Raw genomic sequence first — 15,798 nt, forward strand, 5'->3', positions numbered from 1 at the left:
TTCTTGTGGTTTTATTTTTATTCTTCAGATTCTTCCTCTTCAGAGTCGTCTTCATCTTCCACTACATCATCAGCGTCATCGTCGTCATCTTCAGCAGTTCCGTCATCTTCAAGAACTTCTAAATCCGGCTTAACTCTTTCAATAACAGATTCTATAACGTTACCATCTTCATCTACAACAACTTCTTCTACATCGTCTTTCATAACTTTTGTAACAGCAGCGATAGAATCTTTTCCTTTTAGGTTAATCAATCTAACTCCTTGAGTAGCACGTCCCATAACACGTAAATCCTCAATTGCCATTCTAATTGTCAATCCAGATTTGTTGATGATCATTAAATCATCAGAATCTGTTACGGCATTAATCGAAATTAATTTCCCTGTTTTCTCCGTGATATTAAGAGTTTTAACTCCTTTTCCTCCACGGTTTGTAATTCTGTATACATCTTCTCCATCGTCATCCACTAATTTGGTACGTTTTCCGTATCCATTTTCAGTCACAACTAATATCTGAGAATCTGCAACATCATTTTTACCAACAGTAACCATACCAATTACTTCATCAGTATCATCTTTTAAAGAAATTCCACGAACTCCAGAAGCTGTTCTTCCCATCGGACGTGTTTTGGTTTCTTCAAAACGAACTAATTTACCAGACTTAACTGCCAGAATAATTTGGCTTTCTCCGTCAGTTAATTTAGCTTCAAGTAATTCATCACCTTCTTTAATTGTAATAGCAGCAACTCCATTTACACGAGGTTTAGAATATTTCTCCAATGAAGTTTTCTTAACCTGTCCTTGTTTCGTAACCATTACAAGATTATGTGTATTGATATAATCTTTGTCTTTTAAATCTTGTGTACAAATGAAAGCTTTTACTTTATCGTCACTTTCAATGTTTACCAAGTTTTGAATTGCTCTACCTTTAGCCGTTTTACTTCCTTCCGGAATTTCGTAAACACGCATCCAGAAACATTTTCCTTTTTGCGTAAAGAACATCATATATTGGTGGTTGGTCGCAACGAACATATGTTCAAGGAAATCCTGATCTCTTGTTCCGGCGCTTTTTTGTCCAACTCCTCCTCTATTTTGAGTTTTATATTCTGTTAAGTTTGTACGTTTGATATAACCTGCGTGCGAAATTGTAATAACCACATTTTCATCAGCAATTAAATCTTCGATACTCACATCTCCTCCAGAATATTCAATTTGAGAACGGCGGGCATCTCCGTATTTTTCACGAATTTCTTCCAGTTCTTCTTTTATTAAAGCAGTTCTTAAATTAACATCTGCTAATAAAGCTTTTAAGTGCTCTATTAATTTCATCAATTCGTCAAACTCAGCTCTTAGTTTATCCTGCTCCAGACCTGTTAACTGACGCAGACGCATCTCAACAATGGCACGAGCCTGAATATCTGATAATTTGAATCTTTCGATTAATTTCTCACGAGCTTCTTCTGTATTTTTAGAGCCTCTGATGATAGCAATAACTTCATCAATATTATCAGAAGCAATAATTAATCCTTCTAAGATATGCGCTCTTTCTTCAGCTTTACGTAATTCAAATTGTGTTCTACGAACTACAACATCATGACGGTGCTCAATAAAGTAGTGAATCATATCTTTTAGATTCAACATTTGAGGACGTCCTTTTACAAGTGCAATATTGTTTACACTAAAAGAGGATTGTAATGATGTGAATTTATATAAGGTATTCAAAACTACATTTGGCGTAGCATCACGTTTTAAGATATAAACGATACGCATACCGTTTCTATCAGACTCGTCACGAATATTGGCAATACCTTCAATTTTTTTATCGTTAACCAAATCAGCCGTACGTTTGATCATTTCGGCTTTGTTAACCTGATATGGAATCTCGGTAACAATAATACATTCTCTTCCGTCAACTTCTTCAAAACCAACTTTAGCACGCATAACAATACGTCCTCTACCCGTTTTAAAAGCTTCGCGAACGCCTTCATAACCATATATTACCCCACCGGTTGGAAAATCCGGAGCTTTAATGTGTGTCATTAATTCGTCAACTTCGATATCGTTATTATCAAGATACGCTAATGTTCCGTTGATAACTTCTGTTAAATTGTGCGGCGGCATATTAGTTGCCATACCTACTGCAATACCAGTTGCTCCATTAACTAATAAGGTAGGAACTCTCGTAGGCATTACTTTTGGCTCATATAAAGTATCGTCAAAGTTTAATTGAAAATCAACTGTTTCTTTTTCGATGTCTGCCATAATATCTTCAGATATCTTGCGCATTCTCGCCTCAGTATAACGCATTGCTGCCGGACTGTCACCATCAACAGAACCAAAGTTACCCTGACCATCAACTAATAAATAACGCATACTCCACTCCTGAGCCATACGCACCATTGCATCATAAACTGAAGTATCTCCGTGTGGGTGATACTTACCCAGAACCTCTCCTACGATTCTCGCAGATTTTTTGTGGGCAGATCTTGAAGTTACACCTAAATCATACATTCCGTAAAGAACTCTTCGATGTACTGGTTTCAAGCCATCTCTAACATCAGGAAGCGCTCTCGATACAATTACTGACATCGAATAATCGATGTAAGCTGATTTCATTTCATCTTCAATGTTAATAGGAATTAACTTTTCTCCTTCAGACATAAGTTGTTATGTTTAAATAATTATTTAGTTTCAAAGCGTGCCAAGATACGTTTTTTTAAAATTTTTTCAGCTATTTCCTTACACTTATTTAAATGATTTATTAACAACTTTATTTTAGTTTTTAGTTAATAAATTAAGCGTTTTTTAACGCTTTTATTGTTATTTTTTTTGTCAATTAGCTGACAGTAGTTCTCGATGGGTATGGTTTTTGTTTTTCAAACTGTAATTCATTAAATTTACAATACCAATTATATATTATGGATGATAATTTTTCACCAAGAGTAAAAGATGTTATTACATACAGTAAGGAAGAAGCCCTTCGTTTAGGACACGACTTTATTGGTACTGAGCATCTAATGCTGGGCATTTTAAGAGATGGTAACGGAAAAGCTATTCATATACTTAATAACCTAGCAGTCGATTTAGATCATTTACGCAGGAAGGTAGAAATACTGAGTCCAGCCAACCAGAGCGTTGAAGTAAATGCCGAAAAGAAAAACCTTCATCTGACCCGACAGGCCGAAAGGGCGCTGAAGACCACTTTTCTTGAAGCTAAAGTATTTCAAAGTTCGTCGATTAGCACAGCTCACTTGCTTTTATGTATCTTACGAAACGAAAACGATCCAACAACCAAGCTGTTGAATAAGCTAAAAATAGATTATGACATAGCTAAAGAACAATATTTAAACATGACGCCAAACGAAGAAGAATTCTTAGAAAACTTGCCAAGAAACGAATCGTACAATGACGATTCAGGACAAGATGACAGTCTAAAGGAAAGTAGTTTCAATAATCCAGCCAATAAGTCAAACAAAAAATCTAAAACGCCGGTTTTAGATAATTTTGGGAGAGATTTAACAGAAATGGCAGAAGAAGGAAAACTAGATCCTGTAGTAGGACGCGAAAAAGAAATTGAACGTGTTTCTCAAATTTTAAGCCGAAGAAAAAAGAACAACCCGCTTCTTATTGGAGAGCCTGGAGTTGGTAAATCTGCTATTGCAGAAGGACTTGCCCTACGCATTATCCAGAAGAAAGTGTCACGTATTCTTTTTCACAAACGTGTTGTAACATTGGATTTGGCAAGTTTAGTTGCCGGAACAAAATACAGAGGCCAGTTTGAAGAAAGAATGAAAGCCGTAATGAACGAGCTTGAAAAAAACGATGACATTATTCTTTTTATTGATGAAATCCATACTATTGTAGGAGCTGGAGGAGCAACAGGTTCACTTGATGCTTCAAACATGTTCAAACCTGCATTAGCAAGAGGAGAAATCCAATGTATTGGTGCTACAACTCTTGACGAATACAGACAATATATTGAAAAAGATGGTGCTTTAGAAAGACGTTTTCAAAAAGTAATTGTTGAACCAACTTCTGTTGAGGAAACAATCGCAATTTTAAACAACGTAAAAGACAAGTATGAAGACCACCACAACGTTACTTATACACAGGAAGCAATTGAAGCTTGTGTTAAATTAACAAACAGATATATGTCTGAGCGTTTCTTACCAGACAAAGCTATTGACGCTATGGATGAGGCCGGATCTCGCGTTCACATTACTAATATTGATGTTCCGAAACAAATTTTGGATTTAGAGCGTCAGTTAGAAGAAGTTCGCGAAATGAAAAACATGGTAGTTAAAAAACAAAAATATGAAGAAGCTGCCAAACTTCGCGACGATGAAAAACGCATCGAAAAAGATCTAGCTGTAGCACAAGAACAATGGGAAGAAGATTCTAAAAACAACCGAATTGAAGTTACAGAAGATAATGTAGCCGATGTTGTTTCAATGATGACCGGAATTCCTGTTAACAGGATTGCACAGACGGAAAGCAATAAACTGGCAAAATTACCTGAATTGATTCAGAATAAAGTAATTGGTCAAAATGAAGCCGTTCTTAAAATTGCCCGTTCTATTCAACGTAACAGAGCCGGACTTAAAGATCCGAATAAACCAATTGGTTCATTCATTTTCTTAGGTCAGACTGGAGTTGGTAAAACACAATTAGCAAAAGTTTTAGCAAAAGAATTATTCGATTCTGAAGATGCATTAGTTCGTATCGATATGAGCGAATACATGGAAAAATTTGCTATTTCTCGTTTAGTTGGAGCGCCTCCGGGATACGTAGGTTACGAAGAAGGTGGTCAATTGACTGAAAAAGTTCGTAGAAAACCATATTGCGTTGTACTTTTAGATGAGATCGAAAAAGCGCATCCAGATGTATTTAATATGATGCTGCAAGTTTTAGATGACGGATACTTAACAGATAGTTTAGGTCGCAAAATTGACTTTAAAAACACTATTATTATCATGACATCTAACGTTGGAGCGCGTCAGTTAAAAGACTTCGGACAAGGTGTAGGATTTGGAACTGCTGCTAAAGTGGCTCAGGCCGATGAAAACTCAAAAAGCATTATCGAAAATGCATTGAAAAAAACTTTTGCTCCTGAGTTCTTAAACAGAATTGACGACGTAATTGTATTCAACAGTTTAGAAAAAGCTGATATTGATTTGATTATCGAAATCGAATTGAAAAAACTTTATTCTCGCATTGCTGAGTTAGGTTACAAATTAAGCTTAACAGACAAAGCAAAAGCATTTATTGCAGAAAAAGGCTTTGACAGACAATTTGGTGCAAGACCTCTAAAAAGAGCAATTCAGAAATATGTTGAAGATTTGTTAGCCGAAGAAATCATTACTTCGAAAATACATTCGGGCGATGAAATCATGATGGATTTAAAAGATGATTCACAAGAACTTTCGGTAGAAATTCACAAAGCCGAAGAGCCGACAAATCAATAAATTAGTCAAAATTTATAACAAAAATAATCTACCCGTTACGTTTTCATAACTTAACGGGTATTTTTTTTGGATAATTTACTATCTTTAGTAAAAGCAAATAGCTATTTTTGAATTTAAATTTTATAACAAAAAAATAAAGTATGCTTCAAAACAAAGTCATTTTAGGCAGCGAAGAATGGTGCTCATTTCCAGAACTTGGGATCCCGACAATTAAGGCTCGTGTCGATTCTGGTGCCAAAACTTCGGCAATGCACGCTATCAACATAGCTCCTTTTATAAAAAATGATGCTAATTGGGTTAAGTTTGATATTAATCCAATTCAGAATAACATTAAAACCATTATTCATTGTGAAGCTCCACTGGTTGATAAACGAATTGTAAAAAGTTCGAGCGGTTACAGAGAACATCGTTATGTTATTCAGACACATTTAAAAATTGGCGATGCAAAATGGCCAATCGAAATGACTTTAACCAATCGTGATTCAATGGGTTTTCGTATGCTTTTAGGACGTGAAGCCATGAGCGGGCGTGTATTGGTTGATCCTGAAGAAAAATACTTACTTGGACAGCCTACAAGTGAAGCTTTAAAAGAATTATACCAAAACTCAGAAAAAGCAAGTTCTGGTTTACGAATTGGTCTTTTAGCCAGTAATCCGGAATTATACAGTAATAAAAGAATCATGGAAGCCGGCGAAATGCGAGGCCATGAAATGCATTTTTTGAACATCAAAGAATGTTACATGAAACTCGATGCCAAAACTCCCGAGATTCATTACAGAGGCGGGAAAATCTTAAATCAGTTTGACGCCATTATTCCCCGAATTCGACCAAGCATTACTTTTTACGGATGTGCGTTAACGCGTCAGTTTGAAGCATTAAAAGTTTTCGTTTTAAACTCGGCTACAGCTATAACACAATCAAGAGATAAACTATACTCACTTCAATTGCTTTTAAACAGCGGCATTGATATTCCAACAACTGGCTTTGCCAATTCTCCGCTGGATACAGACAATTTAATTAAGATGGTTGGAGGTTCTCCTTTAATTGTCAAGTTATTAGAAGGAACGCAAGGAAAAGGGGTTGTTTTAGCCGAAACCAAAAAAGCTGCAGAAAGTGTTATCAATGCTTTTAAAAGTTTAAATGCCAATATATTAGTTCAGGAATTTATTAAAGAAGCAAATGGAAAAGATATCCGTTGTTTTGTAATTGACGGAAAAGTGGTTGCCGCTATTCAGCGTGAAGCTATGCCTGGCGAATTTAGAGCTAATATTCACCTTGGCGGAACAGCATCTGTAATAAAAGTAACTTCCGAAGAAAAAAAGATTGCTATTAAGGCCGCAAAAGCAATGGATTTGAAAGTTGCCGGTGTTGATATTATTCGTTCTTCAAAAGGCCCTTTATTACTTGAAGTGAACTCTTCTCCTGGACTTGAAGGAATTGAAGGAGCAACAAATAAAGATGTTGCCGGAGAAATGATAAAAGCAATTGAAAAGAATTTTAAGCTTAGTTAAGTTCATTTAAACTTAATACTGAATAAATAATTTAGCAGCTTTGTCAAAGTTTAAAACTTTGTCAAAGCTTTTTTTTAACTTTAAAAATAAAAAACATGCTTTTCCCTTATTTAGATATTATTTTAAGAAGTGTTGCTGTCTATTTTTTTATGACAATTGCTCTTAGAATTTTTGGTAAAAAAGAACTTTCGCAATTAAATACTGCTGACATAATTTTAATCTTATTGATTAGTAACTCCGTTCAAAATGCAATGGTAGGACCAGATACAAGTCTTGTTGGAGGTTTAGTTGCTGCATTAGTTTTATTTGTAATCAATTTTATTATTAAAAAATTGACCCATAAATATAAAATTTTCGGTGATCTGTTATTAGATAAACCCGAAGTCTTAATTCACGATGGAAAACTCGATTTTAAAGCTTTAAGCAAATTAGATATTTCAGATGAAGAACTAAAAGAAGCCATGAGAGAGCACGGAATCGAATTCTTTAAGAATGTAAAATTAGCAATGCTGGAAATTGACGGTACAATCAGTATAATTTCTGAAGATCAGGAAAAACTAAAACAAACGCATTATAAACGAAAACACAATCATAAAAGTCTTCAAAATTTTAATTAAAGAAAAACAAAAAAAAAGCCGATTTCAAATTGAAATCGGCTTTTTTGCTTATTTCCAAAATTGGAACCATTTTCTTCTACTTAATACAGTCGTTTTCAATTTATTTATATCGATAGTTTTTATTTGTGTAGAAGACAATCCGAAAACTTCAAGATTGCGGTTTAAATTTGATAAGATGTAATCCTCTTCTTTTGGATATCGCTCCGCAATCATTTTATAATATTGCAAAAGTTTTTCTTCTTTAATTCCATTTAAAGCCTGTAATGCAGCATGCACAACCCAATTAGATTTATCTTTTAACCCTAATATAAACGTATCAAGATAATCTCTTTTATTTTCTAATTGTCCAAGCGAATAATAAAGCTGTCTTCTTATTTCTTTATTTTCATTTAATGCAAATGGAACAATCAAAACTCCATAATCCAACTTCATTTCTTTTAGCAGATAAGTACAGAATTGAAATGTTTCTTCATCATTTATTCTTTCAATATTTTCTTGTATAAATTCAAGCCAGTCGGTACTTCTATCTTTTGCATACCAAAATACAAATTGAAACACAGACAGAATATCCTCTTTAGCAAAAGCCATTAAATAGGGATACGCCCTACTATAATCAAATTTTGTAAGTATTTGAAGCAGCTTTTTCTGGATTTTATCTTTACTTGATTTATACTCTTTTTCTAAAATATCTAATGTTTGCGAAGCTATCTTTTTCTTTTTTAAAATTGCAAACAAACATTCTAATTTAATTTCCTCATCATCCGCAGATTTGTACACCTCTAAAATATGAGTTACAACGCCACCCAATGTATGATTAAATAGATCATTATCATCATTTGCATTTTCTGCTGTAATTTCATCAAGCCAGCGTTCATACCATTCTAAAAAATCAGATTCAAAAGCAAAGTATGGTTTACGTCGATCGACATCAATATTAACAACCCTCCCCTTAAATTCCCCATTTAAAATAAAACCATAATAGTAAGTACAACCTTCTGTTCCAATAGGCAAAATCCCTGCGAAAATTTTACCTAATTCGTCTTCAAAATTCTCATCAGAAATATCTCCATCAATTTTCTTATTTAGTTCCTTCCAAAAATCATCACTCATTTCAGGATGAATTTTGCAATCTTGTTTTAAAAAATTTTCAGGATTACTATAAACAAATTCTGCAGTATTTTTCCAAAAAGGAAATATTCCATACCCAGGCCCTGCAGCAGATTTTTCATAAGATATTCCACTGTTGCCAATATACTGTAAAAACGCTTTATAAGATTCCGGAAGAGAAATAGCGTAACTGTTTTCAAATTTTAAAATTTCTTCGTTGCTAATCGTCTCTCCTATCGCATACTCATGACTATCTGCAGCAAATACTTCAAAATCTTTATCTATTTCTTTTGCTAAAATCAGTTTTACCTTTATTCTTTCTATTTGATTTAAAGTTTTTTGATCTGTCATAAATACCTACTAAATTAGCTTCAAATATATCACTTTCTTATTCTTGCAAAGGAAATTCAAAACAAAAAAAAGCCGATTTCAAATTTGAAATCGGCTTTTTTTTATTATGTTGACAAAATGCATTTACATCTCACATTTCCACATCAATCATTTTATTTAATAAATACACTTAGTATAAAATAAACCAAACCTGCTAATATTGCTGAAATTGGAATAGTTAGAATCCAAGCCCAAACTAAACTTACCGTAACTCCCCAGCGAACTGCAGAAACACGTTTTGTTAATCCAACACCAATAATAGATCCTGTAATAGTATGCGTTGTACTTACCGGAATTTTTAAATGCTCTGTAAAATAAAGCGTTAAAGCTCCGGCAGTTTCAGCAGCAACTCCTTCAAATGAACTTACTTTTGTGATTTTAGAACCCATTGTTTTTACAATTTTCCATCCACCACTTAATGTTCCCGCTGCAATTGCAGAATAACAAGCTAACGGAATCCATCCCGGCATTACTCCTTTTACTCCCAAATCATCATTTGGCAGAACAACATCTAACCAAGAAGCCATGTGAACCCCAGGGTTTGTATTGATATATACCGCTACCGCAGCAGCGATGATACCCATTACTTTTTGAGAATCATTCCCTCCATGACCTAAACTGAAAGCCGCAGAAGATAATAACTGCATTTTTTTCAAAGCAGCATCAGCCTGATGAAGATTTAAACTGCTAAATATCAAACAAAATGCACTTACAGTTAAAATAATAAAGGCTACTAAAAACCATTTAATATTATGAGGATCAAAAGCTATACTCCAAAAATGAGAATCGAAACGAGGTTTTCCATGCTCTAAAATTTCTTCATAAGAAACCATTTGAGCATATACAAACCAAATAGTTCCAAGCATTAAAGCTACAGTAAATACTTTAGGCCAAATACTTTTACGAGAAGCATTTAATAACCAAATAGAAATTAAATACGATGCTAAGGCTCCTAATAAAGGCGCTAAAACAATAAACGCAATAATGATAAGAACCCCCGAAGGCATTCCGCCATCTTTTCCGGCCTTATACCAGCTTACAATTTGATACCAATAGTGTGTCGTTCCATCCTCTCCAACATAACCAGAAAAACCATGAACTGCAATAGCATGCGCAACCGCTGCTCCGGCAAAACCTCCAATTAATGTATGAGAAGAACTTGACGGAATTCCTAACCACCAAGTCAACAAATTCCAGCAAATTGCCGCAATAACCCCTGCAAGAATTACAACAAGATTAATTTCCATTGTGTGCGCTGTTTTTGCAACAGTATCTGCAACACCAAATCCGAAAACCCAATAAGCTAAAAAGTTAAAAAATGCTGCCCAAAGAACGGCCTGAAAAGGCGTTAAAACCTTTGTGGCAACAACAGTCGCTATAGCATTTGCCGCATCATGAAAACCATTGATGTAATCAAAAATTAAAGCTAATACTATAATTAATAAAAGTAGCGTCATAAAATTATAACTTCAGAATGAAAGATTGAATTAAGAATGTTTTACAGAAATAGATTCTAGTATATTAGCAACACTCTTACATTTGTCTGTTGCTGATTCTAAAACAGATAACACTTCTTTATATTTAATAATATTTTTAGCGTCTGTTTCGTTTTCAAAAATTTCAAAAACTGCTTTATTATAAACGTTATCAGATTTGTTTTCCAGTTTATTAATTCTGGCACAAGCATCTTTAATGACTTTAAAATTCTTTAAATTTCTTAATTCTTTTACAGCACTGTCGATATTTTGACAAGCCTCAAGATTAATTTCTGTCATCTTTCTGATAGATTTTGTAATCTTATCAACCTGATACAATCTCATACGGCTTGCTGCACCATGAAGGTAATCAGCAACGTTGTCGATAGAAGTAATTAATGTATGAATATCCTCTCTGTCAAATGGAGTGATAAAGTTTCTGCTTAATTCCAAATTGGTTTGACGTGTAATGTCCTCCCCTTTTTGTTCTAATTCGTCAATTTTTTGAAAAAGAACTTCTCTTTCTTTTAATGGAAGGTTTACCGCTTCGTGTAAGTTAGAAGCTAATTCAATTAAATTGCTTGAAGCTTCTTCAAAAAGTGGAAAGAATTTTTTGTCTTTCGGCACTAAAAATTGGAAAATACTGTTTATTGACATTTTTATATTTTTGATAGTGCAAAATTACTTCAATAATATTTTACAATGTTAAGCCATTGTTAACAAATCGTTTTCTATTTGGAAACTCTCCAGAAACGAAACTGTGTTTTCAATATCATAATGTAAGATTCTGTCTTCCTTAACCAACGGTACAACTTCTCTATAACTGCTTAAGAACATTTCGATGAAATCGCTTGATTTTAAAGGCTCTCTATAAGCAATTGCCTGAGATGCATTCAACAATTCAATCGCCAAAATACGCCCTAAATTATCTAAAACACGTAAGGCTTTTGTCGCTCCGTTTGCTCCCATGCTCACATGATCCTCTTGCCCATTGCTTGAAACAATGCTGTCAACACTAGACGGAGTCGCCAATTGTTTGTTTTGACTGGCAATACTTGCCGCAGTATATTGTGGAATCATGAAACCTGAATTTAATCCCGGATTATCAACCAAAAATGCCGGAAGATTACGTAAACCAGAAATTAACTGATATGTTCTTCTCTCAGAAATACTTCCTAATTCTGCCAAAGCAATTGCCATAAAATCTAAAGCCAAAGCTAAAGGCTGTCCGTGGAAATTTCCTCCCGAAATAATCTGATCCGCTTCTATAAATATATTTGGATTATCTGTAACCGAATTTATTTCGGTTTTAAATACTTTTCGAACATAATCAATTGCATCTTTTGAAGCACCATGAACTTGTGGCATACAACGGAAAGAATACGGATCCTGAACATGTTTCTTTTCCTGAGCAATAATTTCGCTTCCATCTAAAAATTCAGTAATACGCTGCGCCGTTACGATTTGTCCTTTATGCGGACGTATATAATGTATCAATTCATTGAATGGCTCAATTCTTCCATCAAAACCTTCTAAAGAAATAGTTCCGATTAAATCTGCCAAATAAGAATATTTATAAGCTTTAATTAAAATATGAGCTCCATAAGCACTCATAAACTGAGTTCCGTTTAATAAAGCCAAACCTTCTTTTGACTGTAAAACAATTGGCTCCCAGTTAAAATGTTTTAAAACTTCGGCAGAAGCCATTTTTTTACCTTCAAAATAAACTTCTCCTTCTCCTAATAAAGGCAAAGATAAATGCGCCAAAGGAGCTAAATCTCCAGAAGCCCCAAGTGAACCCTGTGTATAAATTACAGGTAAAATATCATTGTTGTAAAAATCAACCAAACGGCTTAAAGTAATCAATTGTATTCCAGAATGTCCGTAGCTTAAAGATTGGATTTTAAGCAAAAGCATCATTTTTACAATTTCAGCAGGAACTTCTTCACCAGTTCCGCAAGCGTGAGATTTCACTAAATTTTCCTGAAGTTTGGATAAGTTTTCATTCGAGATTTTCACACTATAAAGCGAGCCAAAACCTGTGTTGATTCCGTAAATTGGTGCAGTATGTGATGCCATTTTTTTATCTAAATAATCACGGCATTTTTGAACATTTACCTTAGCTTCCTCAGATAACTCAAGTGCTTTATCATTTATTAAAATTTCTTGTAAAGTTTCCAGCGTTATCGTTTCAGTACTTATATAATGGATCTCTCTCATGATGTTTTTCAATTTAAGATGTCAAAATTCAACAAATCAATATTAAAAAGCAACATTTTATCACAATAATTAAAATTTCAATAAGACGAATTCTTTACTTTTATTTATTTGATAATAGTAAAATGTAGATTATCATGGTCTTTTACTCGTTTTTTAGTAAAAATCTCATCGGGAAAGGATCTGTATTTCTGTTTCATATTATCAGAAATATATTAAAACGCTAACTTAACATCTTTAATTTTAACAAAAGCTCAATATTGAATTCTAAGGGTTTAAATTATTAAAATATTCGTAAAAAGACCTTCAAAATTTTTAACTCGTATAAAAATCTGTACTTTTGAAAAATCAAAAATGAAAAGTAACAGCACAAAATATCAATCTACAATGACAACTCAAACAGGAGTTGCAATTGCTGCTACAATTATTTCTACTACAACAACTACTACCCCTTAGGGGTATACATTTTTACATATAATCCAGATTATCTATACTTTTTTCGCAAAAGAAGAAAGGTAATGGGTACATAAAAACTATTGCATTCAAAGAAAAAAAATATCACAATGAAAGTATTAAAATTTGGCGGAACTTCGGTTGCCAATGCTCAAAATATAAAACTCGTTCTCGAAATTGTCAATCAAAAAGCGAAGCAGGATAAATTAGTAGTTGTAGTTTCTGCACTTAGTAAAGTAACTGATTTATTGCAATTAGCAGCGGCAAAAGCGGCAGCAAACGATGAAGGCTTTAGAGATATCGTTGCAGAAATCGAGAAAAAACACCTTGACACACTTAAAGAACTTATTCCGGTTAGTGAACAAAGCAGTTTGTTAAGTCATGTAAAAAGAATCATTAATCATTTAGAAACTTTATTAGACGGTTGTTTCCTTTTGGGTGAATTATCTCCAAGAACTGCCGATACTATTTTAAGTTTTGGAGAATTGCTTTCGTCCTATATCATCGCGCAGGCGTTTCAGCAAACAGAAAAAAATGCCGTTTATAAAGATAGTCGCGAATTGATTAAAACTAATGCTGATTTCGGAAAAGCAGCTGTTAACTTCGAAATCTCCAACCAATTAATTCAGGAATATTTTGCTTCGAATGAATCAAAAATCAATATTCTTCCAGGTTTTATCGCACAGACTTTAGACGGAATCACTTCGACTTTAGGTCGCGGCGGATCTGATTATACTGCGGCCATTATTGCCGGAGCACTTGACGCATCGCAATTAGAAATTTGGACAGACGTAAACGGAATGTTTACTGCTAACCCAAAAATCGTAAAACAAGCGCAGCCAATTGCAAACATTTCGTATCAGGAAGCGATGGAATTGTCGCATTTTGGTGCCAAAGTTTTGTATCCGCCAACAATTCAGCCCGTTTTAAGAAAAAACATTCCAATTTTAATCAAAAATACTTTTGAACCGGAAGCCGAAGGAACTTTGATTTCTGATACTGTTTTAACAAAAGATACTGTTGTAAAAGGAATCAGTCATATTGATCATATTTCGCTTCTTACACTTGAAGGTCCGGGAATGATTGGAGTTGCAGGTTCTTCAAGACGTTTGTTTGAAGTTTTGTCTCAGGAAAAAATCAACGTAATTTTCATTACTCAGGCTTCTTCTGAACATTCAATTTGCATCGGAATTCTAAATTCGGATGCTGATAATGCCGAAGCTGCGATCAACAGAGCTTTTGAAATCGAAATTGCACAAAACAAAATCGATCCTTGTTATGTAGAAAAAGACCTTTGCATTATTGCTTTGGTTGGTGAAAACATGAAAAATCACCAAGGCTTAAGCGGAAGAATGTTCAGTACTTTGGGAAAAAACAACGTAAACATTCGTGCCATTGCGCAAGGTGCGTCTGAAAGAAATATCTCGACTGTAATTAACGAAAGAGACGTTAAAAAAGCGTTGAATACTTTACACGAAAATTTCTTTGAAGAAAACACAAAACAGCTGAATTTATTTGTGATGGGAGTTGGGAATGTGGGAGAAAAATTCATCGAACAAATTCACAGCCAAAAGAAGTTCTTAAAAGATAATTTAAAGATTAACGTTCGCGTAATTGCGTTGTCAAACTCAAGAAAAATGCTTTTTGATGAAGACGGAATTTCTTTAAAAGACTGGCAGTCGACTTTAGACAAAGGCGAAGCAGCAATTCCAACAGAATTCATCGCTCGTGCGAGAGAATTAAATTTACGCAACAGCATTTTTGTAGATATTACAGCAAATGCAAGCGTTTCTGATATGTATGAGAAATTCTTAAAAGAAAGTATTGCCGTTGTAACTTGTAATAAAATTGCGTGTTCATCTGCTTACGACAATTATAAAAAACTAAAAAGTTTATCTCGTCAATACAACGCTCCGTTTTTGTTTGAAACGAATGTTGGCGCGGGATTACCAATTATCGATACAGTAAAAAACCTTATTGCTTCTGGTGATAAAGTACATAAAATCCAGGCGGTTTTATCGGGAAGTTTGAATTTCATTTTCAACAATTTCGATAAAAACAATTCTTTTCACGATGTGGTGAAAGAAGCCGGAGTTCAGGGATTTACAGAACCAGATCCAAAAATCGACTTAAGCGGAATCGATGTGGCTCGTAAAATCCTGATTTTGATTCGCGAAAGCGGTTACGAAATGGATATTGACGCCATTGCAAACGAATCGTTTTTACCTGCAGAATGTTTAGCAACAACAAACAACGAAGACTTTTTTGCATCGTTAATCAAACACGCTTCTCATTTTGAAGGTATTTACAACGAAGCTTTAGCCAAAGATTCAAGATTGAAATACGTAGCACAATTCGAAAACGGAAAAGCAAGCGTAGGCCTGCAATTCATCCCAAAAGATCATCCTTTTTATAATTTAGAAGGAAAAGACAATATCGTACTTTTCTACACAGATCGTTACATAGATCAGCCTTTATTGATAAAAGGCGCCGGGGCCGGAGCTGCTGTTACGGCTTCAGGAATTTTTGCCGACGTTATTAGAATAGGGAATATATAAAGGTTCTAA

At 34.2% G+C, this 15,798-nt stretch carries 9 protein-coding genes; 4 read left to right on the forward strand and 5 right to left on the reverse strand.

The window, feature by feature from the left end:
* Window positions 1-17: 17 nt before the first annotated feature.
* Window positions 18-2,657 (reverse strand): DNA gyrase subunit A, encoded by a 2,640-nt coding sequence (gyrA, locus tag ASD98_RS15895; RefSeq protein ID WP_056206105.1) that lies wholly within the window; start codon window positions 2,655-2,657, stop codon window positions 18-20.
* Window positions 2,658-2,914: 257 nt separating this feature from the next.
* Here gyrA and ASD98_RS15900 point away from each other — a divergent pair, with 257 nt between their 5' ends.
* The 3 genes from ASD98_RS15900 (at window position 2,915) to ASD98_RS15910 (ending at window position 7,589) form a co-directional block, all read left to right on the forward strand.
* Window positions 2,915-5,461: an ATP-dependent Clp protease ATP-binding subunit gene (locus ASD98_RS15900; protein WP_056206108.1), complete on the forward strand. Its 2,547-nt coding sequence runs from the start codon at window positions 2,915-2,917 to the stop codon at window positions 5,459-5,461.
* Between the two features lie 140 nt (window positions 5,462-5,601).
* On the forward strand, window positions 5,602-6,972 hold the full coding sequence (gene rimK, locus ASD98_RS15905; RefSeq protein WP_056206110.1) for a 30S ribosomal protein S6--L-glutamate ligase: 1,371 nt from the start codon (window positions 5,602-5,604) through the stop codon (window positions 6,970-6,972).
* A gap of 95 nt (window positions 6,973-7,067) precedes the next feature.
* Window positions 7,068-7,589 (forward strand): DUF421 domain-containing protein, encoded by a 522-nt coding sequence (locus ASD98_RS15910; protein ID WP_056206112.1) that lies wholly within the window; start codon window positions 7,068-7,070, stop codon window positions 7,587-7,589.
* Between the two features lie 48 nt (window positions 7,590-7,637).
* On the opposite strand, the gene ASD98_RS15915 is transcribed toward ASD98_RS15910, so the two are convergent.
* The 4 genes from ASD98_RS15915 to hutH form a co-directional block, all read right to left on the reverse strand.
* Complete coding sequence (locus ASD98_RS15915) at window positions 7,638-9,047, reverse strand: SMI1/KNR4 family protein (RefSeq protein WP_056206113.1); 1,410 nt, start codon at window positions 9,045-9,047, stop codon at window positions 7,638-7,640.
* Window positions 9,048-9,199: 152 nt separating this feature from the next.
* Window positions 9,200-10,543 (reverse strand): inorganic phosphate transporter, encoded by a 1,344-nt coding sequence (locus ASD98_RS15920; protein ID WP_056206115.1) that lies wholly within the window; start codon window positions 10,541-10,543, stop codon window positions 9,200-9,202.
* A 30-nt stretch (window positions 10,544-10,573) separates the two neighbouring features.
* Window positions 10,574-11,218, reverse strand: a complete 645-nt coding sequence (locus tag ASD98_RS15925; RefSeq protein ID WP_007810732.1) for a DUF47 domain-containing protein — start codon at window positions 11,216-11,218, stop codon at window positions 10,574-10,576.
* Window positions 11,219-11,266: 48 nt separating this feature from the next.
* Window positions 11,267-12,781 carry a histidine ammonia-lyase gene (hutH, locus tag ASD98_RS15930; protein ID WP_056206117.1) on the reverse strand — a complete coding sequence of 505 codons (1,515 nt, stop codon included), beginning with the start codon at window positions 12,779-12,781 and terminating at the stop codon, window positions 11,267-11,269.
* Window positions 12,782-13,341: 560 nt separating this feature from the next.
* On the opposite strand from hutH, the gene thrA reads away from it, so the two are divergent.
* Window positions 13,342-15,789 carry a bifunctional aspartate kinase/homoserine dehydrogenase I gene (gene thrA, locus ASD98_RS15935; RefSeq protein WP_056206119.1) on the forward strand — a complete coding sequence of 816 codons (2,448 nt, stop codon included), beginning with the start codon at window positions 13,342-13,344 and terminating at the stop codon, window positions 15,787-15,789.
* The last annotated feature ends 9 nt before the right edge of the window (window positions 15,790-15,798 follow it).

The sequence above is a fragment of the Flavobacterium sp. Root186 genome, assembly GCF_001428525.1.
Lineage (GTDB): Bacteria > Bacteroidota > Bacteroidia > Flavobacteriales > Flavobacteriaceae > Flavobacterium.